Source organism: Candidatus Eisenbacteria bacterium, assembly GCA_035577985.1.
Classification (GTDB): Bacteria; Desulfobacterota; Binatia; order DP-6; family DP-6; genus DATJZY01.
Genome location: DATJZY010000146.1, coordinates 1 through 24,106, shown reverse-complemented (window position 1 = coordinate 24,106; position 24,106 = coordinate 1). Strand labels below are relative to the sequence as shown.

28 protein-coding genes are annotated in these 24,106 nt (G+C 72.1%); 9 read left to right on the top strand and 19 right to left on the bottom strand.

What is annotated here, in order from left to right; genetic code table 11:
* Positions 1 to 5: 5 nt before the first annotated feature.
* Positions 6 to 1,184, bottom strand: coding sequence for an acyl-CoA dehydrogenase family protein (locus tag VMS22_21055; protein HXJ36533.1), 1,179 nt, complete (start codon positions 1,182 to 1,184; stop codon positions 6 to 8).
* 46 nt (positions 1,185 to 1,230) lie between these two features.
* Entirely contained in the window at positions 1,231 to 2,433 is a 1,203-nt protein-coding gene (locus tag VMS22_21050; protein HXJ36532.1) for a CoA transferase, read from the bottom strand.
* 87 nt (positions 2,434 to 2,520) lie between these two features.
* On the opposite strand from VMS22_21050, the gene VMS22_21045 reads away from it, so the two are divergent.
* The 4 genes from VMS22_21045 to VMS22_21030 all read left to right on the top strand — a co-directional run bounded on the left by VMS22_21045 (position 2,521) and on the right by VMS22_21030 (position 5,373).
* Complete coding sequence (locus VMS22_21045) at positions 2,521 to 3,147, top strand: MSMEG_1061 family FMN-dependent PPOX-type flavoprotein (GenBank protein HXJ36531.1); 627 nt, start codon at positions 2,521 to 2,523, stop codon at positions 3,145 to 3,147.
* A gap of 180 nt (positions 3,148 to 3,327) precedes the next feature.
* On the top strand, positions 3,328 to 4,119 hold the full coding sequence (locus VMS22_21040; GenBank protein ID HXJ36530.1) for an iron-containing redox enzyme family protein: 792 nt from the start codon (positions 3,328 to 3,330) through the stop codon (positions 4,117 to 4,119).
* The gene (locus tag VMS22_21035; protein ID HXJ36529.1) at positions 4,100 to 4,867 is read left to right on the top strand and encodes an SDR family NAD(P)-dependent oxidoreductase; all 768 of its coding nucleotides are present in this window, start codon (positions 4,100 to 4,102) and stop codon (positions 4,865 to 4,867) included. The genes VMS22_21040 and VMS22_21035 overlap by 20 nt, the downstream gene beginning before the upstream one ends.
* Positions 4,868 to 4,869: 2 nt before the next feature.
* Positions 4,870 to 5,373 carry an NUDIX domain-containing protein gene (locus VMS22_21030; protein HXJ36528.1) on the top strand — a complete coding sequence of 168 codons (504 nt, stop codon included), beginning with the start codon at positions 4,870 to 4,872 and terminating at the stop codon, positions 5,371 to 5,373.
* A gap of 9 nt (positions 5,374 to 5,382) precedes the next feature.
* Here the strand turns inward: VMS22_21030 and VMS22_21025 are convergent, their stop codons facing one another.
* Genes VMS22_21025 through VMS22_20985 form a run of 9 tightly spaced genes read right to left on the bottom strand, consistent with a single transcriptional unit; the run spans position 5,383 to position 10,524 of the window.
* Positions 5,383 to 6,009, bottom strand: a complete 627-nt coding sequence (locus VMS22_21025; protein HXJ36527.1) for a LysE family translocator — start codon at positions 6,007 to 6,009, stop codon at positions 5,383 to 5,385.
* Complete coding sequence (locus tag VMS22_21020; GenBank protein ID HXJ36526.1) at positions 6,006 to 6,158, bottom strand: hypothetical protein; 153 nt, start codon at positions 6,156 to 6,158, stop codon at positions 6,006 to 6,008. Before VMS22_21020 ends, VMS22_21025 begins: the two co-directional genes overlap by 4 nt.
* Complete coding sequence (locus tag VMS22_21015) at positions 6,146 to 6,988, bottom strand: class I SAM-dependent methyltransferase (GenBank protein ID HXJ36525.1); 843 nt, start codon at positions 6,986 to 6,988, stop codon at positions 6,146 to 6,148. The genes VMS22_21020 and VMS22_21015 overlap by 13 nt, the downstream gene beginning before the upstream one ends.
* 3 nt (positions 6,989 to 6,991) lie before the next feature.
* A complete protein-coding gene (locus tag VMS22_21010) occupies positions 6,992 to 7,420 on the bottom strand; it encodes a GFA family protein (protein ID HXJ36524.1) in 429 nt (142 codons plus the stop codon).
* A 3-nt stretch (positions 7,421 to 7,423) separates the two neighbouring features.
* Positions 7,424 to 7,864, bottom strand: a complete 441-nt coding sequence (locus tag VMS22_21005; GenBank protein HXJ36523.1) for an Sbal_3080 family lipoprotein — start codon at positions 7,862 to 7,864, stop codon at positions 7,424 to 7,426.
* A 31-nt stretch (positions 7,865 to 7,895) separates the two neighbouring features.
* Entirely contained in the window at positions 7,896 to 8,432 is a 537-nt protein-coding gene (locus VMS22_21000; GenBank protein HXJ36522.1) for a peroxiredoxin, read from the bottom strand.
* Positions 8,433 to 8,440: 8 nt separating this feature from the next.
* Positions 8,441 to 8,848 carry a GFA family protein gene (locus tag VMS22_20995; GenBank protein ID HXJ36521.1) on the bottom strand — a complete coding sequence of 136 codons (408 nt, stop codon included), beginning with the start codon at positions 8,846 to 8,848 and terminating at the stop codon, positions 8,441 to 8,443.
* Between the two features lie 28 nt (positions 8,849 to 8,876).
* On the bottom strand, positions 8,877 to 9,629 hold the full coding sequence (locus VMS22_20990; GenBank protein ID HXJ36520.1) for an SDR family oxidoreductase: 753 nt from the start codon (positions 9,627 to 9,629) through the stop codon (positions 8,877 to 8,879).
* A 10-nt stretch (positions 9,630 to 9,639) separates the two neighbouring features.
* Positions 9,640 to 10,524: an alpha/beta fold hydrolase gene (locus VMS22_20985; GenBank protein HXJ36519.1), complete on the bottom strand. Its 885-nt coding sequence runs from the start codon at positions 10,522 to 10,524 to the stop codon at positions 9,640 to 9,642.
* A 248-nt stretch (positions 10,525 to 10,772) separates the two neighbouring features.
* On the opposite strand from VMS22_20985, the gene VMS22_20980 reads away from it, so the two are divergent.
* Together VMS22_20980 and VMS22_20975 are read left to right on the top strand one after the other, a co-directional pair.
* Positions 10,773 to 10,988, top strand: coding sequence for a dodecin family protein (locus tag VMS22_20980; GenBank protein ID HXJ36518.1), 216 nt, complete (start codon positions 10,773 to 10,775; stop codon positions 10,986 to 10,988).
* Position 10,989: 1 nt separating this feature from the next.
* Positions 10,990 to 11,970: an MBL fold metallo-hydrolase gene (locus VMS22_20975; GenBank protein ID HXJ36517.1), complete on the top strand. Its 981-nt coding sequence runs from the start codon at positions 10,990 to 10,992 to the stop codon at positions 11,968 to 11,970.
* A 12-nt stretch (positions 11,971 to 11,982) separates the two neighbouring features.
* Here VMS22_20975 and VMS22_20970 read toward each other — a convergent pair whose 3' ends face one another.
* Both VMS22_20970 and VMS22_20965 read right to left on the bottom strand, forming a co-directional pair.
* The gene (locus VMS22_20970) at positions 11,983 to 12,216 is read right to left on the bottom strand and encodes a hypothetical protein (GenBank protein HXJ36516.1); all 234 of its coding nucleotides are present in this window, start codon (positions 12,214 to 12,216) and stop codon (positions 11,983 to 11,985) included.
* Positions 12,217 to 12,308: 92 nt separating this feature from the next.
* Entirely contained in the window at positions 12,309 to 13,583 is a 1,275-nt protein-coding gene (locus VMS22_20965; GenBank protein ID HXJ36515.1) for an alkyl sulfatase dimerization domain-containing protein, read from the bottom strand.
* A gap of 41 nt (positions 13,584 to 13,624) precedes the next feature.
* Between VMS22_20965 and hrpB the strand changes: the two genes are divergently transcribed.
* On the top strand, positions 13,625 to 16,162 hold the full coding sequence (gene hrpB / locus VMS22_20960) for an ATP-dependent helicase HrpB (GenBank protein HXJ36514.1): 2,538 nt from the start codon (positions 13,625 to 13,627) through the stop codon (positions 16,160 to 16,162).
* 76 nt (positions 16,163 to 16,238) lie between these two features.
* A complete protein-coding gene (locus VMS22_20955) occupies positions 16,239 to 16,589 on the top strand; it encodes a hypothetical protein (protein ID HXJ36513.1) in 351 nt (116 codons plus the stop codon).
* 169 nt (positions 16,590 to 16,758) lie between these two features.
* On the opposite strand, the gene VMS22_20950 is transcribed toward VMS22_20955, so the two are convergent.
* Positions 16,759 to 17,478 (bottom strand): dienelactone hydrolase family protein, encoded by a 720-nt coding sequence (locus tag VMS22_20950; protein HXJ36512.1) that lies wholly within the window; start codon positions 17,476 to 17,478, stop codon positions 16,759 to 16,761.
* 81 nt (positions 17,479 to 17,559) lie between these two features.
* Here VMS22_20950 and VMS22_20945 point away from each other — a divergent pair, with 81 nt between their 5' ends.
* Complete coding sequence (locus VMS22_20945) at positions 17,560 to 17,910, top strand: hypothetical protein (protein HXJ36511.1); 351 nt, start codon at positions 17,560 to 17,562, stop codon at positions 17,908 to 17,910.
* Between the two features lie 4 nt (positions 17,911 to 17,914).
* On the opposite strand, the gene VMS22_20940 is transcribed toward VMS22_20945, so the two are convergent.
* The 5 genes from VMS22_20940 to VMS22_20920 form a co-directional block, all read right to left on the bottom strand.
* Entirely contained in the window at positions 17,915 to 19,984 is a 2,070-nt protein-coding gene (locus tag VMS22_20940; protein HXJ36510.1) for a hydantoinase/oxoprolinase family protein, read from the bottom strand.
* A gap of 39 nt (positions 19,985 to 20,023) precedes the next feature.
* Positions 20,024 to 22,579, bottom strand: coding sequence for a glycosyl hydrolase-related protein (locus VMS22_20935; GenBank protein ID HXJ36509.1), 2,556 nt, complete (start codon positions 22,577 to 22,579; stop codon positions 20,024 to 20,026).
* The gene (locus tag VMS22_20930) at positions 22,576 to 22,986 is read right to left on the bottom strand and encodes a secondary thiamine-phosphate synthase enzyme YjbQ (GenBank protein ID HXJ36508.1); all 411 of its coding nucleotides are present in this window, start codon (positions 22,984 to 22,986) and stop codon (positions 22,576 to 22,578) included. Before VMS22_20930 ends, VMS22_20935 begins: the two co-directional genes overlap by 4 nt.
* 10 nt (positions 22,987 to 22,996) lie before the next feature.
* The gene (locus VMS22_20925; GenBank protein ID HXJ36507.1) at positions 22,997 to 23,410 is read right to left on the bottom strand and encodes a RidA family protein; all 414 of its coding nucleotides are present in this window, start codon (positions 23,408 to 23,410) and stop codon (positions 22,997 to 22,999) included.
* The coding region (locus VMS22_20920) for a hydantoinase B/oxoprolinase family protein (GenBank protein ID HXJ36506.1) at positions 23,407 to 24,106 on the bottom strand (700 nt) is incomplete at its 5' end. The genes VMS22_20925 and VMS22_20920, both read right to left, overlap by 4 nt.

Genomic DNA, 24,106 nt, shown 5'->3' with positions numbered 1-24,106 from the left:
CCCCGCTAGCGGGACCGCGGCAGGCCCAGCACGCGCTCGGCCAGGATGTTGCGCTGGATCTCGGACGTCCCGGCGAAGATCGACGCCGAGCGATAGTAGAGGAAGGAGCGCACCAGGCGGCCGCCCGCGATCGCGCGCGGCCCCGGCTGCCAGCACAGGCCCTCGGGGCCGAGCACGTCCATCAGCGTGTCGTGCATGCGCTGGCTCATCTCGCTCCAGAAGAGCTTCACGAAGCTCGCCTCGGGACCGAGCGGCTGCTTGCGCTCGATGCGCGTCAGCGTGCGCCAGTTGTTGAGCCTCGTGATCTCCACCTCGATGCGGTGCTGCGCGAGGCGCTGGCGGAGATTCGGGTCGGCCGCCGCCGGCGTGCGCCCGTGCACGCCCTCGCGCGCGAGCCGCAGGAGATCGGCGAGCAGCATGCGATGGATCACGAGCTGGCGTGGCGAGGTGCCCCGCTCGTGCGTGAGCGTCGTGTTGGCGATGCGCCAGCCGTCGTGCAGGGCGCCGACCAGGTGCTCGCGCGGGATGAAGACGTCCTCGAGAAAGACCTCGTTGAACTCCTCGCTGCCCGTCATCTGGCGCAGCGGCCGGACCGTCACGCCCGGCTCCTGCATGTCGCAGATGAAGTAGCTGATCCCCCTGGCCTTCGGGACCGACGGATCGGTGCGCGCCAGCAGGATGCCCCAGCGGGCGAACTGCGCGTAGCTGGTCCACACCTTCTGGCCCGAGACGACCCATCCGTCGCCCTTGCGCTCGGCGCGGGTACGCAGCGCGGTCAGGTCGGAGCCGGCGCCCGGCTCGGAGAAGAGCTGACACCAGATCTCGTCGGCGGGCATGATCCTCGGCAGGAAGCGCCGCTTCTGCTCCTCGCTGCCGTGCGCGATGAGCGTCGGGCCGACGAGGTTGACGCCGATGCGCCCGATGATCTCCGGGGCGCGCGCCGCCGCCATCTCCTCCTGGAAGAGGTAGTTCTCGATCACGCCGGCACCGCGCCCGCCGTACTCCTTCGGCCAGTGGATGCCGACCCAGCCGGCGCCGGCGAGCGTTCGCTGCCAGGCGCGCAGGAACGCCACCTCGTCCGCCAGCGACGCGTGCTCGCCGGGATCGGCGGGCGCATTCGCCGCGAGCCACGCCCGCAGCTCGGCGCGGAACGCCTCCTGGTCGGCGGAGAAGGTGAGGTCCACGACGGTCCGTTCTCGCGCGCGCCGTCACGAGGGTCAAACGCCGGCGCTACACGACGCCCTTCGCGCGCAGCGCCGCGAGCGCCGCGCCGTCGACGCCGATCTCGGCGAGCAGCGCCGCCGTGTCGGCGCCGAGCGCCGACGCCGGACGGTAGGTGGGACGGACGCCGTCGACCTTGATCGGCGATCCCACCTGCCGGAGCGCCCCGAAGACCGGGTGCGCGACGTCGATCACCATCTCGCGCGCCGCCGCCTGCTCGTCGGCGAGCGCCTCGGCGACGGTGTAGACGGGGGCCACCGGCACGTGGCCGCGAAGCCGCTCCAGCCACTCGGCCGTCGTCCGCTCGCGGAAGCGGGCGCACAGGATGGGGATCAGCGCCGCGCGGTTCGCGAGGCGATCGGCGAAGGTCCGGAAGCGCGCGTCGTCGCGCAGCTCCGGAAGGCCCAAGCGCAGGGCGAGCCGCTCCCAGAACTTCTCCTTCATCACCATGATCGCGAGCCAGCCGTCCGCGGTCGCGAAGCTCTGGCTGGGGACCAGGCTCTGATGCGCGCCGCCCGCGTAGCGGGCGGGCGCCCATCCGCGATCGAGCGACCAGGCGGCCATGTAGTTCAGCATCGAGAGCGCGGTGTCGAGCAACGACACGTCGAGGTCGCAGCCCCTCCCCGTCGCCCGGGCGCGATGGAGGCCGATCATGAGGGCGAGGGCCGAGAGCATCCCGCCCGAGAAGTCGACGATCGAGATGCCGCACTTGGTGGGCGGCGCGTCGGGCTCGCCGGTGACGCTCATGAAGCCCGCGTATGCCTGCAGCAGGTAGTCGTAGGCGGGCTCGTCGCGGCGCGGTCCGGTGCGGCCGAATCCCGACAGCGAGCAGCACACGAGGCGCGGGTTCGACGTCCCGAGCGTCGCGTAGTCGAGGCCGAGGGTCGTGGTGAGGTCGCCGCGCAGGTTGTTGTAGACGGCGTCGAAGCGGGGGACGAGGCGGTGCAGCAAGGCGCGCCCCTCGGGGTGCGCGAGGTTGAGCGTCAGGCTCCGCGCGCCGCGGTTCAAGGACTGGAAGTAGAGGCCGTCGTGCGCCGCGGGATCGTTGAACGGCGGCACCGTGCGCGCCTCGTCGCCGCGCGTCGCGGGGTTCTCGATCTTCACGACCTCGGCGCCGAGGTCGGAGAGGAACATCAGGCCGAACGGCCCCGCGCCGAGCTGGGTCGCGGCGAGGATGCGGATCCCGCCGAGCGGCGGGCGGTCGGTCGTCACGGCGTGAGACTCCTATGCGGCGCCTCGCGGAGCAAGGCTACCGTCGCGACGCCGGTGTGCTATGGCCGGCATCGGGAGGAGACAGCCATGGCCGAGCCCGACGCCGCCCGCATCACGACAGTCGAGGAGCTGCGCGCCCTCGTCGGCGAGCCGATGCCGGCGACGCAGATGAAGGTGTGGTCCACGCTCGAAGCGCCGGCGCGCGAGTTCATCGCCCGCTCGCCGTTCCTCGTGCTCGCGACGGCGGACGCGGCGGGCCACCAGGACGTGTCCCCCAAGGGCGACGTCCCGGGCTTCGTCGCCGTGCCCGACGAGGGGACGCTCCTCATCCCCGACCGCAAGGGCAACAAGCTCGTCATGGGTCTCCGGAACGTCCTCGAGAACCCGCACGTGGGCGTCCTCTTCCTCGTGCCCGGCACGAACGAGACGCTGCGCGTGAACGGCCGCGCCGAGCTGACGCGCGACGCCGCCGTCTGCGAGCGGCTCGCAGCGCGCGGCCAGCCCGCATTGCTCGCGATCCGCGTCACCGTCGACGAGTGCTTCTTCCACTGCGCCAAGGCGTTCCTGCGCGCCGAGCTGTGGAAGCCCGCGACCTGGCCCGCCGGGGTGCGCGTCTCGTTCGGAAAGATGTTCGCCGCGAAGCTGGGCGGCGACGAGACGATGGCGCAGCAGATCGACGCGGTGATCGAGGACGACTACCGCTCGAACCTGTAGATCGCCGACCCAAGACTGCGTCTTGGGTCGGGGTGGGACGCGAGGGTGTCGCGTGGGTGGCACGCGCGACCGGCATGCCGCGGCCAGCAAGGCTGGCGCGGCAGACGAGGGACGCAGGTCTCGGGACAGCGATCGCGTGGTTGACGCTTCGGTGGGGATGCTCCTAGAAGCTCTCCTGGCATGACCGCGACGGGCTCGTTCAAGGACGTCATCAAGCGCGATCGCGCGCCCGAACGCGCGCTCCCCGTGGACGAGTTCCTGGCCGAGCTCGACGCCTTCATCACCGCACACAGCCCGTACACGCAGAACGAGGTCGTGCCGGCGATCGGCGCGGGCCGCGCGAGCCTCGCGATCGTGCGGCGCTACGCCATGGAGCTCTACTACCTGGGGCTCTGGATGACCCCCGAGTTTCCGCTCTTGATCGCGAACGCGCCCGACGTGGACGCCTTCACGCTCGAGGACTCGGAGCACTACCAGCACTGGGCGCAGAACTTCGCCGACGAGACCGGCTATCTGCGCGACCCGAACCACGTCCTGATGAAGGTCGAATACACGCGCGCGTTCGACGTGGCGGACGCGGAGCTCGCGGCCTACGTGCCGATGCCGGAGACGATCGGCTCCGTGTACACGCTCCTCTACTACTGCCGGCGTTCGTACGAGGAGGCGCTGGGCGCGCTTGGCTATGCGCGCGAGCGTGCCGCCGGCATGAGCGGCTATGCCGCGACGCTCTACCAGGGCCTCTGGAAGCACTACGGCGTCAAGGTGAAGAACCTCGAGGTGCACGCGTACGCCGAGACCGAGCACGGCGACAAGGCGCTCGAGCTGATGCAGCGGGTGTGCACGACGGCGTACGTGCAGACGCGCGTGCGGCGTGCCGTCCAGCACACGATCCTCACCAACGAGATGCGCACCTGGGCGCTCAACAGGTGGCTCGCCGAACCCGGGGCGCTCGGTGGACCGACTGCGCGGTAGCGTCGCGATCGTCACCGGCGCCGGCCAGGGCATCGGCGCCGCGATCGCCAAGGTCTTCGCGCGCGAGGGCGCGCGCGTGTGCGTAGCGGAGCTGAAGCCGCATCGCGCCGAGCGCACCGCCGACGAGATCCGCGCCGCCGGCGGCGACGCGTTCGCACAGGTGTGCGACGTCGGCGAGAAGGCGGCGATCGACGCCATGGTCGCCGAGACGGTCCGCCGCCATGGGACGGTCGACGTCCTGGTGAACAACGCGCACGGGTTCGGGCCCCGCGCCAAGCTCGAGGAGATCCCCGAGGACCAGTTCGATCTCTCCTGGCGCACGGGTACGAAGGGCACCTGGTGGGCGATGTGCGCGGTGCGCCCGATCATGGCCGCGAAGGGTCGCGGTCGCATCATCAACTTCGGGTCCCTCGCCGCCGAGCAGGGCCACGCCGGGCTCGGCGAGTACGGCGCCTCGAAGGCCGGCATCACCTCGCTCACCTGCACCGCCGCACGCGAGTGGGGGAAGCACGGCATCACGGCGAACGTCATCTATCCCGCCGCGCTCACCAAGCGCGGCATGGACTTCCGCGATCGCGATCCCGAGCGCTACGCACGCCTCATGGCCGAGCGTCCGGTCGCGCGCCTGGGCGATCCCGAGACCGACATCGCGCCGATCGCGGTCTTCCTCGCGAGCGACGACGCGCAGTTCCTGACCGGGCACGTGTTCTACGCCGACGGCGGCGCGCACCTCGGCCACACGAGCTGAGCGTGACGCTGCCCACCGACGACTGGCGCCTGTGCCCGCGCTGCGGCGCGCGCCTAGAGCACCGCGGCGATCACGTGGGGTGCGCCGCGTGCGGGCTCGTTCACTATCCGAACATGGGCGTCGGCGCGGCGGTCGTGATCCGCAACTCGCGCGGCCAGGTGCTGATGGTGCAGCGCTCGCCGCACCAGTTCGGCGCCGGCAAGTGGTGCTTCCCGTGCGGGTACGTCGAGTGGAACGAGGACCTGCGGCGCGCGGCCGAGCGCGAAGCGCGCGAGGAGGCCGGGGTCGAGGTCGTGATCGGCGAGCCCGTGTACGCCGAGACGAACTTCCACCAACAGGGCAAGCCGACGATCGGCATCTGGTTCGAGGCGACGATGGTCGATCCTCACGCGACCCCGGTCGCTGGCGACGATGCGATCGCGGTCGGCTGGTTCGATCTCACCGATCCGCCGGCTCTCGCCTTTCCCACCGACGCGGCGCTGCTCGCGAAGCTCGCGCGCGCCTGAGCCGCCGATTCAGGGCCGGCGGATCGCCGCCGTCCCGACGCCGGCCGCGACCAGCAGCGACCCCGCGACGCGATTGGTCGCGGTGGCGAAGCGCGGCTCGGCGGCGAGGGCCGTCGCACGGCCGGCGAGCGCGCCGTAGGTCGTCAGCACCGCGAGCTCGACGACGACCGTCGTCGCCGCGAGGATCGCCATCTGCAACGGAACGGTTCCCGCCGGATCGACGAACTGCGGCACCAGCGCCGTGAAGAACACGAGCGCCTTCGGGTTCGATGCCTGGAGCACGAAGCCGTCGAGCACGAGACGCGGCCCCGGCCGTGCGGCGCCGCCGGTCGGGCCGCCGGGGACGATCGGCGAGGCGCCGATGAACGTCGTGACGCCGAGCCACACGAGGTACGCGGCGCCGATCCAGCGGATGGTCGCGAAGAGGTCGTACGACGCGAACAGGATCGCCCCCAGGCTCGACGCCGAGAGGATGAAGTAGAAGGTGTTGCCCGCGAGGATGCCGAGGCTCGACCAGAACGCGGCGCGCCGCCCGCGCCGGAGGGCCTGCGACAGGACGAACATCACGGCCGGCCCCGGCGTGAGGCAGAGCACGGTCACCATCACCAGGAAGAGGCTCCACGTCTCCCAGCTCATGCGCCCTCCTGCGCGGCGAGCGGGTGCTTCTTCAGGAGCTGGGCATAGTAGACGAGGTTGCGCGCCATGTTCTGCGCCATCGCCGGTGTCGCCGGGTTCATCAAGCCCCCGGGCATCTCGCATGGCCGCGGGATCTTCATCCGATACATGAGCGCTCCTCCCGTGCGCCGACGCGCGCGTGCACGAGATGGCCGTGGCCGCCGACGCGGAGGCCGTCGGCACGGCCGCCGAAATATCGCCGATTCGTCTCGTCGGCGTCGAGGTCCTCGACGTCCACGAAGCCGAGCGCGGCGAGATCGCGCGCGATCGACTGCGCGTCGAAGAACGTGAGCCAGGGCTCGCCCAGCTCGGCCGTACGCTCGCCGAGCGGCGAATCGGAAACGACGTACGTGAGCACGATCTCGCTGCCCGCGGCGCTCGACGCCACGAAGCGGAGCGTCTCCATGATGGCCTCGCGCGTGAGATAGACCGTGACCCCGAGCCACGAGAAGAACGCCGGAGCGGCGCGGTCGAAGCCGGCGCGGCGGAGACCCTCGGCGAGCGTCTCGCGCTCGAAGTCGACGGGCGCGAAGGTGAGGGAGTCCGGAATCGCGATACCCGCCGCGGCCAGGCGCTCGCGCTTCCAGGCCTGCGTGGCGGGATGATCCACCTCGAAGACGCGCAGCCCCTGATGGCGATTCCGGAAGGCGAACGTGTCGAGGCCGGCCCCGAGGAGCACGTACTGGCGGACGCCGCGCGCGACCGCCGCCGCGAGCCGATCCTCGGCATAGCGGCTCCGCACCGCCACCGAGGCGCGCAGCGCGCGCATCCGCGGCGTCGCGAGCCGCGGCGGCTCGGTCCGCAGCGCCGACGCCGCGTCCGCTCCGACGATACGCAGCGCGAGCGGGTCGTCGAGCACGTGCGGGACGTCGAACCGCTGGTGGGCCGCACGGAGCATCGCCGCCCCGTGCGCCGTCTGGCTGGGACGCCCGTCCTGCACGCGCTACGTTCCCGATCCGCGGGGCGTCGCCGGCTCGTCCAGGCCGCGCTCCCAGCGCGGCAGGTCGTCGGTGATCTCGAACCAGGGCGCCTTCTCGCCGACCCACACGTGGCCGAGCGGGCGGCGTCCGGGATCGTCGTCGAGCAGACCCAGCCGGATCCGGACGGTCTCGGGGTCGTCGCTCCGGCGGCTCCACAGCGGCGAGCCGCACCGCCGGCAGAAGCTGCGGACCTTCCCCGGCGACGACTCGAAGCCGGCGACGAGGTCCTCGCCCGTCACGACGCGGAAGTACCGCGCCCGCACCGGCGCGTTGGTGACGAACGCGCCGCCCTGCGCTTTGCGGCACGTCGCGCAGTGGCAGTGCCCGGGAGGACCGATCCGGCCGTCGATCTCGTAGCGAACGCCGCCGCACATGCAGCTCCCCGTCAGCATGGCTCAGTATCCCTTCAACAGCTCGTCGATCACGGGATCCATCTTGGTCTTCGTGCCCTGGAACTTCGTGAGCGCGTACCCGCCCTTCCCGACCAGGTGGTACTCGGCCGACGCGACCTGCGTGCCGTCGGGTGTCTGGAGCGTGAGCTCCGCGTGCGAGAGGTAGGTCGTCAGGTCCCACGACTGCAGCGCCGTGTACTTGAGGATCAGCTGGCAGCCGTCGGGTACGGCAGGTGCGTTCGGCGAGTAGACTTCGGTGGTGATCCCGTGCCGCGTGAAGCCGTCGCGCACGACCGGCAGGAAGTCCCCCACGACCACCTTCGGGTTGTTCTCGATGCACACGTGCTTCACGCCCATCGATGGGTCGACGGGCTTCACCTTGACCGACGTGCAGGCGGACAGCAGCGCGGCGATCGCGAGTAGACGGTGGCTCCTCGTCGACATGGTCGTCCCCCCGACATGATGATCAGGCGCGTCACCGGCGTTGCAGCGTCGCGAGCGCGCTCAGCACCTCGCCGCTGTGCTCCGCGGGATCGACGCCCGTGAAGACCTGCGCGATCTTGCCCTGCGGATCGATGATGAACGTGTTGCGCGCCGCCAGCCTCGTCCCGAAGCGGCTGATGACCGAGCCGTACGCCGCCGACGTGGCCGCATCGGGATCGGACAGCAGCCGGAAGCCCAGGCCCTCCTTGGCCCCGAACGCCCTGTGGGAGTCGGCGTCGTCGATGCTGACGCCGAGGACGACGGCGCCCGCCTGCTCGTATTTCGCGAGATCACGCTGGAAGTTCTGCGCCTCGAGCGTGCAGCCGCTCGTGAAGTCCTTCGGATAGAAGTAGAGCACCACCCACTTGCCGCGATAGTCCGACAGCTTCGTCGTCTCTCCGCGGTCGTTGGTGAGGACGACGTCCGGCGCGGCAGCGCCGACCGCGGGCACGCTCGGCGTGTCGGCCGCGCGCGCCGGCCCTGCCGCGACGGCGGCCAGGACCAGGACGGCGAGCGCGCGACCGATCATGTCGGCTCTCAGCCCGGCACCCGCTCGAACGTCGGCACGCCTTCCGGCACGTGATGGAAGCTCTGCTTGTCGATGGTGAAGATCACCATCTGCGGGCCGCCGAAGACGCTGGGATCGTCGAACGTCCCCACCTTCATCAGCACGGCGCCGGGCACCCTGGGCGTGCGCGTCAGGAGATGCGTCCCGCACTCGGCGCAGAACTCGCGCGTCACCGGGTTCGGCAGGTCCTTGCGCGTGAACTTCTTGGGCGCACCCTTCGTGTACTTGAAGCCCGGCTCGGGCATGCCCATCACGACGTTCGGAAGCCCGCCGGAGATGTACTGGCACTCGCGGCAGTGGCACTGGCCTTTGAACAGGGCGTCGCCCTCCGCCTGGTAGCGAACCGCGCCGCAGTAGCAGCCACCTTCGATCTTCATGAGAGCCCTCCTTGTCTTCCGTCCGTAGTCAGCCGACCATGCTGAGTCCACCCGACACGCTCAGCACCTGCCCGGTGACGAACGCCGCCTCGTCCGACACGAGAAACGCGACGGCGCCGACGACGTCCTCGGGCTGGCCGATCCGTCCGAGCGGGATCGCGCGATGCATGGCGGCGACGATCTTCGCGCCGCGCGGCGTCGCGCCGACCTCGGCGAGCAGCGCGGTGTCGGTCGGGCCCGGGCAGACCACGTTCACCGTGATGCCCTTCGCGGCCACCTCGCGCGCGAGCGCCTTCGAGAAGCCGATGATGCCGGCCTTGCACCCCGAGTAGACGGCCTCGCCCGTCGAGCCCACGCGACCCGCGTCCGACGCGATCGAGACCACACGACCGCTTCCGCGTGCCGCCATGCCTTCGAGCACGGCGCGGGTCGTGTTGAGCACGCCCTTGTAGTTGATGGCGATCAGGCGATCCCACAGTGCGGGGTCGTTGTCGAGGAAGAGCTCCATCTTGTCCCAACCGGCGTTGTTGACCAGCGCATCGATCGCGCCGAGCCCCTGCTCGACGGCGCGGACCGCGCCGCGCATGGCGTCGAGCGACGTCACGTCGCCCGCCGCGCCGAGCGCACGACCGCCGGCGCGCCGGATCTCACCCGCCACCGCGTCGGCGCTCGCCGCGTCGACGTCGGTGACGCCGACGGCGATCCCCGCTGTCGCGAGTCGCAGCGCGATCGCTCGTCCGATGCCGCGACCCGCTCCCGTGACGAATGCGACCGTCGCCATGCCCCTGGACCTACTTCGTCTTCGCGACGACCGCCACCGCCCCGTCGTCGGCGGTGCGGAGGGCGCGGGCGGCGCGGCGACGGCGGCCGAGGTAGCGGTCGAAGAACGGGCCGGCGTGGCGATCGACGGCATCCTCCTGCGCCGCGAGCGCCTCGGCGCCGAGCCCTGCGTCCATGTCGGTGAAACCGCTGTGGGTACCGGCCGCGATGCGGACGAGGTACGCCGGCGCCGGCAGGGCGTCGAAGAAGGGCCGCGTCACGGCGTCGAACGAGATCGTCCGGTCGGCGCCCCCGCCGACGACGAGCATGGCCGGCCCCGGATCGAGCGCTCCGAACGGGGCCGCGCTCGCTGCGTCGACGGCCGGTGCCAGCGCAACGACCGCCGTGAAGGTCGGATCGGCGAGCGCCGCGTTCACGACCACGAGCCCGCCGAGCGAATGCCCCGCGAGCCCCGTGGCGGCGCCGCGGACGTGCGCGGCGACGTCCCCGAGCGGCCCCGTCCGGTCGTGGAAGATGCGCGAGATGAACGAGAGATCGCCCGGCGCGCCGGCGCCGAGGTCGGTCGGAAGCCCGTTCCGACAATCGCTCTGCGTGAAGCCGGGGAAGTCCGGCGCCGCCACGACGAATCCGCGGCCGGCGAGGTACGTGGTCAGGTACTCGTAGTTCGTCCGGAACCCGCACGACCCATGCGCCACCAGCACGAGCGGCCACCGCCCGCGCCGCAGGCCCACGTCGCGCCCCTCGCTGCGCGCCGGATACCAGATCTCCGTCGCGAGCGTTCGGCTCCGAGCTGCATCGACGAGATCCGCCGTCCGCACACCGACCGGCATCTCGCGCGCCACAACGTTCGTCACGCCGGCCAAAGCAACCAGCACCGCCGCGACGAGAGCTCGCACGCGTCGCTCCTACCGTGCGCGCACCAAGCGATCCAGAGGCGTGGAAGGTACGCGCATGCCGCGCGTTCGCGATTCGTCGCCCTCCGCAGGAGCGGGCAGCCGGGGGGGGCGGTCCGACGCGATTATCGGGGAGCGCAGGACCGCCCCCCCCGGCTGCCCGCTCCGTCGAAGACGCGACCAACGCGAACAGCGCCGCCCTTGCCTAGCCCCACCGATCCAGGCCTACTCGCCGCTCGGAGGGCAAGCGCATGGTCGAGAAGACGATCGAGCTCACAGGCACGTCGACCAACTCGATCGAGGACGCCGTCGGCCTCGCGGTCGCGCGCGCGTCGGCGACCATCAAGGGCATCAAGCCTGAGGTCGAGGTGGATCGGATCACGGCCGTCGTCGAGGACGGCGGCGTCACCGCGTGGCGGGTGCGGGTGCGGGTCAGCTTCGCCGTGCAAGAGCAGATCCACGAGTAGCATGAGCGAGGCCGCCAAGCCCCGAGAGGTGGCGGACGGGGTCGTGCAGGTGTTCCTGCCGCTCCCCTTCAAGCCGACCATCGTCAACGTCTACCTGGTCCGCACGGGATCGACGTGGACGCTCGTCGACACCGGCATGCACACCGGCGACAGCACGCGCACCTTCGAAGCGGCGCTCGCCGAGTACGGCATCGCGCCGCGCGACGTCACGCGGATCGTGTGCACGCACCACCACATCGACCACTACGGCACGTCGGGGCCGTACCGAGAGCTGACGCACGCCAAGGTCTTCCTGCACCCGCTCGAAGCCGAGCGCGCCGCCGCCACGGCGAACGCGATGGGCGAGAACGAGGAGTGGAACCGCCGCAGTGGCGTCCCCGATGCGCCGCCCCACAAGCGGATGCCGCCTCCGAAGCTCGCCTTCGGGACGCTCTACGTGCCCGCCATTCCCGACGCGTTGCTCGCCGACGCCGACGAGATCCCGCTCGGCGACGGGCGTCGCTTCGAGGTCGTGTGGACGCCCGGCCACACGCCGGGTCACTGCTGCCTCTTGCTGCAGCCCGACGGCATCCTCTTCGTCGGCGACCATCTGCTCCCGAAGATCACCCCGCACGTGGGGTTGTATCCGAACGGGCCCGAGAATCCGCTCGGCGACTTCCTCAACTCGCACGAGAAGCTGAAGCGCTTCGAGAGCCGCCTCGTCTGCCCCGCGCACGGCGGCGTCTACGAGGACCATCGGCGCCGCGCGAGCCAGCTCATCGACTTCCATCGCGTGCGCAAGATGACGATGCTGGAGCTGATCCGGCGCCGCCCGCTCACGCCCTACGAGGTCGCGCTCGAAGCCTTCGCGATCAGCGCCGACAACCGCTTCCAGGTGATGGCGGCGACGTCCGAGACGCTCGCACACCTGGAGCTGCTGCGCTTCGAGGGGCGCGCGCTCAAGATGGACGAGAACGGCGTCGTGCGCTATCGCGGGCGCTGATCCGTTGCATGCTCACTCCGCCGCGCAGATCTGCGGATTCTGCCTGCAGGCACGAATCACGGACTTCTTGGCCCGCTTGCAGCCGATCTTGCAGCCTCTGCGCATGATGCCGGAGTAGTTCGCGACGCAAGTCTTGACGCAGTCCCTGAAGAGCTTGGTGCAGTCGGCCCGGCAGTCGGCTCCTGCCTGGGGTGCCAACGCCACCGATCCGGCCAGCACGAGCGCCGTCACGAACCCGCTTTTCATCATGGTATCTCTTGTGGGGCATTGTGCCCCCGATTTCAAGCCCGCACCGGCCGAGTTCAACACGCATCTGAGGGCTCGACCTCGCAAACGCCTCAGCGTGGCTGCTGGAGGAGCGCCATACCGCCCGCTTCGACCCGGTTCGTCGGCTCCTCGCCGAGCGCGCGCTGCGCGTCGTGCATCGCCGCCCGGAAGATCCCTCGCGCCATGAGCGACTCCGCTTCGTCGAGCCGGCGGGCGTAGACGTCGCGCTTGAGCGCCTGCGCTTCGCGATCGGCCGGAGCCGCCCGCGTCGCCCACTCCGCGAGGTGCGCCGCGGTGGTCGCGTCGCCCGCGGCGAGGAGCGTACGGCCGCGCGCGATCACCGCGGCGACGCCGCCGGCGAGCGCCGCCACCTCCTCGGCCTGGCGCGACGGAGTCGCCGGCAGCAGCTCGGCCGCGTTGCCGTTCCACCAACCACCCCACAGACGCAGGAGGTTTCGCACGATGAACTTCGGATGGTCGTACGTCGCGCGCAGGTACGACCGCGTCGCCAGCTCGGCGTCGGGCTCGACGGCGTGGAAGATCTCTTCGGCCGTCTCGCCGGCGTTCATGCGACGCCGGACCTCGTCGACGATGACGCGGAGGTAGCGCGCGGTCTCGGTCAGCACCATCCTAACGGCGTCCCGTCCCTGCACGGCGAGCCCGTGGCCCGGGAAGAGCCACTCGGCATCGCACCCGGCCATGGTCTCGAGCGCGTCCGCCCATTCCTCGGGGTAGCGCTGCACCTTCTGCGGGTTGCCGCAGTTGGGCGCCTGCCAGATGATGAAGTCGCCGACGAAGAGGTAGCGCCGCTCCGGCACCCACACCCACAAGGCGTCGTCGGTCTCGCCCTTGGCGGCGGTCAAGTGCAGCTCCACGTCGCCCACGCGCTGCACCAGGCGGTCGCGGACGAGCAGCGTCGGCCAGTCGAACTGGTTCGGGAACATCGGCACCGGCAGGGCGAACTGCCGCTGGTTGATGCGTCCGTTCAGTCCGTGCATGAGGCCGTAGCGGTGGAAACGATCGACGCAACGCTCCTGCGCAACGATGTCGGGGCGATCGCCCGCCTCGAGGAACGCACGCAGGCCAAAGGCGTGGTCCGCGTGCCCGTGCGTGTAGACGGCGGTGCGCAGCGGCACGTCCGACCAGGCGCGTACGGCGTCGTGGATGGACGACGAGGTGTGCGTGAGCCCGGGATCGACGACGACGAGCCCGGCAGAGGTCTTCATCGCGTACGTGTTGACGAACGAGCCGTACATGTAGAGGTCGGGTGTCACCTCCCCCGGCCGGCCGAAGAACCCGGGCTCGGTGTGGAGAGGATCGGCCGTCACCATCGAGTGCGTCGCCATGAGCGGGGGATGTATCGGATGGCCGCGCGCGCGGGCAAGGCGTGACGCCCGCACTTCCGATCGAGCCGCTCCTTCCCGAGATCGTCGCGCGCCTGCGCGAGACCAACCGGCTCGTCCTGCGCGCCGCGCCGGGCGCCGGCAAGACGACTCGCGTCCCGGCCGCGCTGCTCGACGCGGGTCTCGCCGGCGCGCGAAGGGTCGCCGTCGTCGAGCCGCGCCGGATCGCGGCGCGCGCCGCCGCCGAGTTCGTCGCACGCACCCGCGGCGGCGCCGTCGGCGGCGAGGTCGGCTACCGCGTGCGCTTCGTGCGCAAGGGCGGCGCTGCGACGCGCCTGTGGTTCCTCACCGAGGGTGTGTTCGGGCGCGATCTCGCGCGCGATCCCTTTCTCGAGGACGTCGGCATCGTCGTCCTCGACGAGTTCCACGAGCGCCACCTGCAGAGCGACCTCGCGCTCGCGGTGGTGCGCGAGCTGCAGGAGAGCGTGCGCCCCGACCTCCGCCTCGTCGTGATGTCGGCGACGATCGAAACGGAGCCGCTGGCGGGCTTCCTCGGCAGCACGGCGGCCGTGGTCACGTCCGAGGGGCGCGCGCATCCGGTCGCCGTCTCGTACGACGACGCGGGGCACGGGCTGCGGCTCGCGGATCGCGTCGCGGCGGCGGTGCGGGGCGTGCTCGACGATCCCGGCGACGTGCTCGTGTTCCTGCCCGGGGCGGGCGAGATCCGGCGCGCGACCGCGGCGCTGGCGCCGCTCGCTTCGCAGCGCGGCATCGACGTCGTGCCGCTCCACGGCGACCAACCGCTCGACGAGCAGGCGCGTGCGCTCCGGCCGGGGACGGGGCGGCGCATCGTCCTCGCCACCAACGTCGCCGAGACCGCGCTCACCGTCGAGGGCGTGACGGCGGTGGTCGACTCCGGGCTCGCGCGCCGCGCCCGCTTCGACGTGCGCACGGGGCTCGATCGGCTCGCGCTCGCGCCGATCAGCCGCTCGTCGGCGACGCAACGCGCCGGGCGTGCCGGTCGTCTCGGGCCGGGTCGCTGCGTGCGCTTGTGGACGCGCGCCGAGGAGGCGGGACGCCGCGAGCACGATGTCCCCGAGATCCTGCGCGTCGACCTCGGCCGGACGCTGCTCGAGCTGGCGGCCTGGGGCCTGCGCGACGCCGCCGGGCTCGCCTGGCTCGATCCTCCCCCGCCGGCGACGCTCGAGCGCGCGGCGCGGCTCCTCGTCGACCTCGGCGCGCTGGCCGACGACGGCGCCCTCACCGACGTCGGGCGCCGGATGCTCGCGCTGCCCGTCGCGCCGCGGCTCGCGCGCATGCTGGTCGAGGCGGAGGACGAGGACGCGCTCGCCGACGGCGCGCTCCTCGCCGCGCTCGCGAGCGAGCGCGACGTCGTGCGCGCGGCGCGCGCCTTCGGCGGCGCGGCGGCCGACTTTCCGCCCGGCCCGTCGGACCTCCTCCTGCGCATGGAGCTCTTCGAGGACGCGGCGCGCGCCGGCTTCGGCCGCGACGCCTGCGAGCGCCTCGGGCTCGACGCGGGTGCGGTGCGTGCGGTGGAGCACGTGCGCCGGCAGCTCGGCCGTCGCGCCGGCGGCGGTGGTGGCGCGTCCGCGGATCGCCTGCTGCGCTGCGTGCTCGCCGGATTTCCCGACCGCGTATGCCGGCGGCGCGAGACCGGCAGCCCGCGCGGCGTCATGGTCGGCGGCGTCGGCGTCGCCCTCGCGCCGCAGAGCGTCGTGCGCGAGAGCGAGCTCTTCGTCGCGGTCGACGTCGAGGGCGGCGAGCGCGGCGCCGAGGCGCGCGTGCGCGTTGCGAGCGCCGTGCGTCGCGAGTGGCTCGAGCAGGTGTTCCCGGGATCGGTCGAGACGGCGCGCGAGGTGGGCTTCGACGACGCGCGCGGGCGCGCGGTGGCGCGGACCGTCACGCGCTACCGCGACCTGGTCCTCGAAGAGCGGGTCCGCACGGACGTCGACGCCGGCGACGCGAGCGCGGCGCTCGTGGCGGCGGTCGGTGCGGATCCCGCGCGGGTCCTCGCCGACCACCCGGACGCCCAGATACTTCTCGATCGCTTGCGCTTCCTCGCGCGGGCCATGCCCGAGCTCGGCCTGCCCGACGACCCGGCGCAGCTTCTGCGCGACGCGCTCGTGGCCGTGGCGAGCGGGATGCGATCGCTGGCGGAGCTGCGGCAGGCGGACGTCGGCGGTGCCGTGCTGGGCCTCCTCTCCCATCGCCAGCGCCAGGCGATCGAGCGCGAGGCGCCGTCGCACTGGACGCTGCCGAGCGGCCGTCGCGTGCCGCTCGCGTATGGCCGCGATCGCCCGCCCAGCGTCGCCGCGCGCATCCAGGAGGTGTTCGGGCTCGCCACGACGCCGCGCCTGGCCGCTGGACGGGTGCCGATCGTGCTCGAGCTGCTCGCGCCGAGCGGGCGCCCGATGCAGATCACGGACGACCTCGCGAGCTTCTGGCGCACGACGTACGCGCAGGTGCGCGCCGAGCTGCGCGGCCGCTACCCGCGGCACCCGTGGCCGGACGATCCGACGACCGCCACGCCGACCTCGCGCGCCAAGCGACGGCGTTCGTAGCGTGGCGCGTCGCGCTCGACTCGTGGTAGGCCCGTCCCAGGCGCATCCCGTCCCGGCGCCTCGAACGGAGAACGACATGCGACACGTGATCCTCGCGCTCGGCCTCGCGGCCCTGCTCCCTTCCTACCTTCCGGCCGAGACGCTCGGTCACACGCTCGCGCGCAAGATCTCCGCGGTGCCGGCGATGCACGCGCGCTCGACGACGCACGTGGTCGGCACCGTGGGCCTCGTCACCTACAGCAAGAAGGACCTGCGCGGCGCGGTGCGCGGCAAGCACGCGGTCGCCGCCGTCAGCGGCGCCGGCGACGTCGTCGGTGTCGTACTGCGGCCGTCCGGCACGCCCGTCTGCGAGTTCGGCGGCACCTTCGACGTCGCTACACAGTGCCTGACGCTCAGCGGCTGCGTCACCGGAACTTCCTGTCTCTAGCGTCAGCACACACCGATCGCGCGCCGTAGCGTCCGCGAGGCCGGGGCAAGGCGGAGGCGCCTGCGAAGCGGCGCGACGAAATGTAGGGCCGTGGCGAGGCGTGTGTGTTGTCGCGCGGCGGAGCCGAAGCCGAAGCCTTGCCCCCGGCCTCGCGGCACCGACAGCGCGCTCACCCGAGGTGCTCTCGATAGAACGCCTCGATCCGCCGCCAGCTGTCCGCTTCGGCCGAGGCATCGAAGCCGGCGGCGAGCGGACCCCAGGCGCCGATCGTCGCCATGACGCCGTCGTGGTGGCTCATGTAGCTGTGGCCGGCGTCGGGGTAGACGCGGACGTCGTGCGGGATGCCGAGCTCGGAGAGGAGCTTCGGCAGTCGCTCGCCCTGCGGCGCGAAGATGCGGTCGCGGCCGCCGAAGCCCCCGAGCACCGGACAGGCGCCGCGGAGGCCGTCGGCCGTCTTCGGCACGTCGCCGTAGAAGGCGCCTGCGACCTTCAGCGGTGCGCGCGTGGCGTACAAGAGCGCGAAGCCGCCGCCCATGCAGAAGCCGACCACGCCGGTGCGCTCCGGATCGACCTCGGGGCGGGTCGCGAGCCACCGGCGCGCGGCCTCGAGGTCGTCGAAGGCGCGGCCGTGGCCCTGCCGCATGGCGAGGAGCGTCCGGAGCACGCACAGGGCCTTCGGCCCCTCGGTATCGTAGAGATCGACCGCCAGCGCCACGTACCCCAGGTCGGCGAAGCGCCCCGCGATCCGCCGGATGTCGGCGTTGAGACCGTAGATCTCGTGGATGACGATCACGGCCGGGCGCTTCGACGAGGCAGAGGGCACGGCGAGCGCCGCACGCATCGGGCGCCCGCTCGACGACGGGAATGCGAGATCGGTCGTGGCTGCCACGCGAGGCGGTCTCTGTAGCGCCGGGCGCCGACGGGGGTCAATGTCGCCAGCCGGGGTGCCGGATGTTAGGCTCGGGTGGCGATGCGAGCGATCCTGACGGCGACGGTGCTCCTGCTCGCCGTTCTCGCGCACGCGGGGCCGCCGGCGCGCCCCCGGCCGCTGCCCGCGCCCGCCCCCGCCATTCCGGTCGTCACCTCCTGCTGGCTCGAGCCGCGCTGGTTCTACACGCTGCGCGATGGCGCGGTCGACTACTGCAAGCAGCATCTGCGCTACTACAAGGGCAAGCCCGATTGTCTCGCGTTCACCGACGAGATCTGCTGGGCCTACAATCCGGACACCGGCGAGTGGTTCCAGCTCCGCAACAACGGCGATCAGCGCGTCGTGATCTGTCCCGACGGCCCCGAGCCGCCGACCTGCCCGCGCCTGCGCTGACGGCTCAGCGGCCGAGCGTGATCGAGTAGTTGCCCCACTGGTCGGTCGTCGCGCGCTGGCTCGGGTACACGACGATGGTCGTGAACGGCTCCTCGACGATCGCGGGGCCGAGGATCGTCTGCGCGGGGACGAGACGCGTCCCGTCGTAGACCGGCGTCGGCACATAGCGGCCGCGGAAGAACGCCTTGCGCGCGCCGACGCGCGGGTTGCCCTGCGCGCGGCGCGACGCGCGCGGCAGCGGCGCCTTCTCCTCGACGGCGAGCGCCTTCACGCGCAGGCCGCGCAGGATCGGGTCCTGATCGCGGCTCGCGTAGGTGTGCAGCTCCTCGTGCATGCGATGGAAGCGCTCCACCGTGTCGGCGAGCACGCGTGCGGTCACCTGTCCCCCGCGTCCGGGGAGCGGCACCGGCATGTCGAACGTCTGGCCGGGGTAGCACAGGGCCGCCATGCGCTCGAAGCGCACGCGCCGGCGGCGGCGGGCTGCGCTGCCCTGGAGCGCCGCGGTCGCCGACGCCTCCATCTCGGCGAAGAGGCGATTCACGCGCGCCAGGTCGACCTGCGCGATCGGCGCCACGTACGAGCGCATCTCGTCGACCACGTGGTCGGTGAGAAGCAGGCCCAGGGCCGAGAATGCGGGCGAGAGCTTCGGGACGAAGATGCGCCGGATGCCCAGCTCGGCCGCCTGCATGCCGGCGTGAACGGGGCCGTTGCCACCGAAGACGACCAGGGTGAGCGGACGTGGATCGATGCCCTTGTTCGCCGATGCCTTGCGGACCGCGTTCGCCATGTTGGCGTTGACGAGCCGGAAGATTCCGTCCGCGGCTTCGACGACCGTGAGACCGAGCGGCTTCGCCACCCGCTCGCGGATGGCGGCGTAGGCGCCCTCGGCGTCGAGCCGCATGGTGCCGCCGCAGAAGCGGTCGGGGTTCAAGTACCCGAGCACCACGTTCGCGTCGGTGACGGTCGGCTCGGTGCCGCCGCGCCCGTAGCACACGGGCCCCGGCTCGGAGCCGGCGCTGCGCGGCCCGACCTTCAGCGCGCCGGCTTCGACGGACGCGATCGAGCCGCCGCCGGCGCCGACCGTCTGCACGTCGACCATCGGCAGCCCGACCAGGTAGCGGTGGTGCCAGTTCCAGCCTGCCTTCACCTCGGGCTCGCCCTTGCGCACGAGCGAGACGTCGTAACTGGTCCCTCCCATGTCGACCGAGATGAAGTCCGCGATGCCGGCCGCGCCCGCGACGGCGGTCGCGCCCATGACGCCGCCGGCGGGCCCCGAGCCCATGACGGCGACCGCCTTCTGCGTGACGTAGCCGCCCGGCATGACGCCGCCGTTCGACTGCATGATGAGGAGCTCGCCCGCGAAGCCCGCTTCGCGCAGGCGGGCGTCGAGCCGTGAGAGGTAGCGGCCGATCTTGGGGCCGACGTAGGCGTTCACCAGCGTCGTGCTCGTGCGCTCGAACTCCGGCGCCGACGGCATCACCTCGTGCGAGAGCGACAGCATCACGCCCGGCAGCTCCTCGCTCGCGATCTCGCGCACGCGCCGCTCGTGGGCGGGGTTCACGAACGAGAACAGGAGCACGATGGCGAGCGACTCGACGCCCTGCTGCTTCATGCGCCGGCAGGCGCGACGCACCGCCTCCTCGTCGAGCGGGACCACGACGTTGCCCTCGAAGTCGAGCCGCTCGGGCACGCCGTAGCGCTGGCGGCGGGGACAGATGGGCGGCGGCGGCGGATACGCCGGGTCCCAGATGCTCTCCTTGAAGCCGCGGCGGATCTCGATCTCGTCGCGGTGTCCGTCGCTCGTGACGAGCCCCGTCACCGCGCCGGACATCTCGATCATGGTGTTGTCGGCGGTGGTCGTCCCGTGCACGACCAGCTCGGTGCGCGCGAGCAGCTCGCCGAGCGACACGCCGATGCGCCTCGCGAGCTGCCCGATGCCGCCGAGGACGCCCTCGGACTGGTCGCGCGGCGTCGTCGGGTGCTTGTCGAGGGTGATCGTCCCGTCGTGCGTGAGCACCAGGTCCGTGAAGGTGCCGCCCACGTCGACGCCGATGCGGAAGGACGGAGTCGCCACGCGACGTGAGTACACGGAAAGCGCGGCGCGCGACAAGGACTATGGGACCAGGACGGAGCGCAGCGCGTGCGGCGGCACGTCCATGCGCACGGTGTCGCCCTCGAGCACGATCGCGTGCGGCGCGGGCTCTTCGTCGAGGCGGACGGCGCGGGCATGGCGCGGCGCGACGCCGAAGCGCACGACTGCGGCGACGGGCGCGTCGGTCGGGTTGAGAAGCCGCACGATGACACCATCCCCCTCCTCCGCGGGCTTCACCGCAGTGACGACGACCTCCCTCGGCTCGACCGCGAGCAGGGAGTCGCCGCTCGCGAGCCGCGGCGAGGGGCCGCCGATGACGCCGCGGAGGCCCAGCTCCGCGGCGCGCGCCGCCCGCGCATCGGCATCCGCGAGGAGCGAGATCCGCGCGACGAGCCGCCCCTGCGACTGCGCACCCGGGGCCACCATCGCGGGCCCGGCGGGGCGCGGCCGGCTCGCGAGATCGAACCGCGAGATCCACCCGACGCTGCGCACGAGCGTCAGCAAGAGTGTGCCGTCCGGCCGGACCTCGGCCTCGGGCAGGCCGGGCGCGACGACGGTGAGCCCGTTCACCGCGACCCAGCCCTGGTGCGGGAACGTCGCCGGCGCCCGGTGCACCCAGCCCCGATCGTCGGCCGGCCCGGCGCGGCGTGTCGCCGTGTCGAACGTCGTCGCCGCGGTGAAGGTCGGGCTCGCACTTCCGCTCGGGAACACGAGCCGCAGGCGGTGGTCCGACGCCGTGTTGTCGACCGAGACCACGAGATCGACGCGCGGCACGCCGGGCGCGACGCGCGCTTCCACGACCAGCGGAAGATCCACGACCTCGCTCGTGCGTCGCGTCCGGTCGCCGGCCAGCGCGCGCGGGACGCGGAGCACGCGGCGGACCGTGAGCGTGGCGATGCCCGACGCATGCCGTCGCCGCTCGCAGGAGACCGAGACGACGCTCGCGCCGGGATCGCCCGGCACCGGGTCGAAGTCGTACGTATCGCCGCGGTCGCCGTCGTCTTCGACGCCGAGCAGCGCCCGGAGCTCGCGCTCGCCGAAGCGCACGCCGAGCGTCCCGTCGTCCGCCGCCACGACTCGCACGCCGCCGGCCGCGATCTCGCGCCCGTCGTCGACGCGATCGGGCTCGGGATCGGCCGGTGTGAGACGAAGCCGCCGGCACCCGAACGCCGGGACGTCGGTCGCGACCAGCTCGACGTCGAAGGGCTCCTGCCCGGGAAGCCATCGGACGCGCGACAGATCGTTCGCCCGCACGACGCGGACCGGACGGCCGTCGATCGTGAAGCCGGGAAGGCCGTCGGCGGCGAGGAGCAGCTCCGGGAACTCCGGGATGCCGATCGCCATGCGGAGCGCCGGATACGCGTCGAGCGGAATGCGGACGACGTCGGTGCGCGGGTGCGGCGAGGGGTTGAAGATCACGACGTCCTGCGCGAGCCCGGGCGGCGTCGTGCGGTCGACGTTCTGTCCGGCGAGGCGCGAGAGCAGGCGCGCGATCGTCTCCTCGGCGAGGCCCTGCACGGTCTCGAGGCGCGCGTCGACCTGGCGCATCACCTCGTCGAGCGAGCAGCCGCACAGCGAGTCGTGCGCCTGGTTCGCGAGCAGCGTGCGCCATGTCCGCTCGATTGCAGGGCGCTCGTCGGGGAGACCGAGGCGACGCGCGAACGCGGCCCACGGTTCCGCCCAGCCTTCGAGGAGCGCCTCGCACCGGCGGTTGCGAAGCTTCGTCGCCATGCGCGTCGACCACACACCCGGCAGGAGGTCGGCGACGCGCGCGCCGACCAGCTCGCCGCGAAACGTCGTCCTTGGCGCAGGTCGTACCGCGAGCACGTCCTCGAGCAGGCCGCGGTCGACGCGCGCGCCGAGACGCCGCGCGAGCGCGGCGGCGACCGCACCCACGTGCGGATCGGGCTGCATGTGGTCGAAGCCGTTCATGAGGAGCGCGGGCACGGGCTCGTCCTCGTGTCGCCGCACGATGGCTTCGAGCCCCGCGGCCGCCGCCTCGACGTCGGACGGCAGGCAGCCGGCGTTGAAGTAGCCGTCGCGCAGCAGGAGCGCCGCGACGGCGCTGCCGTCGGGCGCCTCCCAGCGATACCACGTGCCGACGCGGTCGATCTCGTTGCCGTTGCCCCGCCAGTACACGAAGCTGTCGATGCCGAAGCCCTGCAGGATCTGCGGGAGCTGGGCCGGGTGGCCGAACGAGTCGGGCACGTAGCCGGCACGCGACACCGGGCCGAGCGCGCCTCCCACGCGACGGCCGAGCAACAGGTTTCGCACGTGCGCCTCGCCCGACGGCAGCAGCGAGTCGGGCTGCACGTACCACGGGCCCACCGCGAGCCGGCCGTCGCGCAGCCCGCGCTCGAGGTCGGCGCGGCGCGCGGGTCGCATCGCGAGGTAGTCTTCGAGCACGATCGCCTGTCCGTCGAGGAGGAAGCGATAGCCCGGGTCGGCGGCAAGAAGGTCGAGCACGCGATCGACCGCGTCGACCAGGCGTGCGCGGTAGGCCTCGAACGTCCGGTGCCACTCGCGATCCCAGTGGAAGTGCGAGACCAGGATCGCCCGCGGCGGGGCGTCGCTCATTCGCCGAGGATCTTCACGACGACGCGCTTCTTCCGGCGGCCGTCGAACTCGGCGTAGAAGATCTGCTCCCAGGGGCCAAGGTCGAGCTGCCCCTTGGTCACGGGGAGGACGACCTGGTGGCCGACGATGGTGCGCTTCAGGTGCGCGTCGGCGTTGTCCTCGCCCGTCTGGTGGTGACGGTAGTCGCCGACGGGCGCGAGCTTCTCCAGCCACTCCATGACGTCCTGCTTGAGGCCACTCTCCTCGTCGTTCACCCAGATGCCCGACGTGATGTGCATCGCCGAGACGAGGCAGAAGCCCTCGGCGATCTTCGAGGCGGCGACGATCGCCGCCACGCGGTCGGTGATGTTCACGAGCTCCTTGCGCTTGGGCGTCGTGAACCAGAGGTAGTCGGTGTGAGCCGTCACGGCGGCGGGCTCACGGCAGGATCGCGTCGGCCTCGATCTCGACCAGGGCCGCGCCGTCGATCAGCTTTGCGACCTCGACCATGGTGGTGGCCGGCCGGATCGTGCCGAACACCTCGCCATGCACGGCGCCGACCTCTTCCCACCGGGAGATGTCGGTGACGAACATGCGCGTGCGGACGACGTGCTCGAGACGGCCGCCCAGCGCCTCGATCGCGGCGCGGATGATGGCGAGCGCGCGGCGCGTCTGCCCGCCCATGGTGGCCGGGAAGGTGCCGTCGGCGTCGATCCCCACCGTGCCAGTGACGGCGATCACGTTGCCGGCGCGGACGGCGCGCGCGTAGCCGACCTTCGGCTCCCACGGCGAGCCGCTCGAGGCGTGCGGGCGCCCCGCGACCTCGGACACGGTGATGCGTACGTCGCTCATGCGCTCCTCGCGGCGCGGCGCTCGGCGCGCAGCGCGGCCGTCGCCTCGTGGTCGATCGCCAGGGTGAGATCCCACAGGTCGCCCGTCAGCACGACGCCGTAGTCGCGGCGCGCCGCCTCGACCGACACGTACTCGTCGAGGACGTCGGCCAGCACCCGCTCCGGCGGTCGCGCCAACGGGTCGCCCCAGCCGCCGCCGCCGCCGTAGTGGTACTCGTAGGCCTCGCCGGCGGCGTGCTCGATGTAGCCCGCCTTGTCGCCGACCTCGTGCGCGTACGGCCCGCCCGCGCGCACTACGAGCTTGTTCGGCGAGCCGGGATTGCCGCCGGCGATGCCGGGCATCGGATACTTCTTGCCGACGACGTACGTGTAGACGGTCGCGGGCACGAGCACCTGCTTGCGGTACAGGCTCCCGCAGTTGCCGCGGAACTCGCCGGCGCCGCCGCTGTCGGTCTCGTAGTCGCGCGCGAGGTGGCGCACCGGGAAGATCGCTTCGTTGATCTCGCCCGTCGCGCGGATGAGGTTCCCGAACGACACGTTGTGGCCGCCCCAGCCGTCCTGCCCCTTCACGGCGCCGCAGTAGGCCGCGAAGGTGTCGACCGAGTGGTCGATGAAGAGCTGCCCGTCGCGCGGGTTCTTCCCGAAGATGACGGTGGGCATGCCCATCTTGTAGACCTGGGGGCAGCTCCGCTCCGGG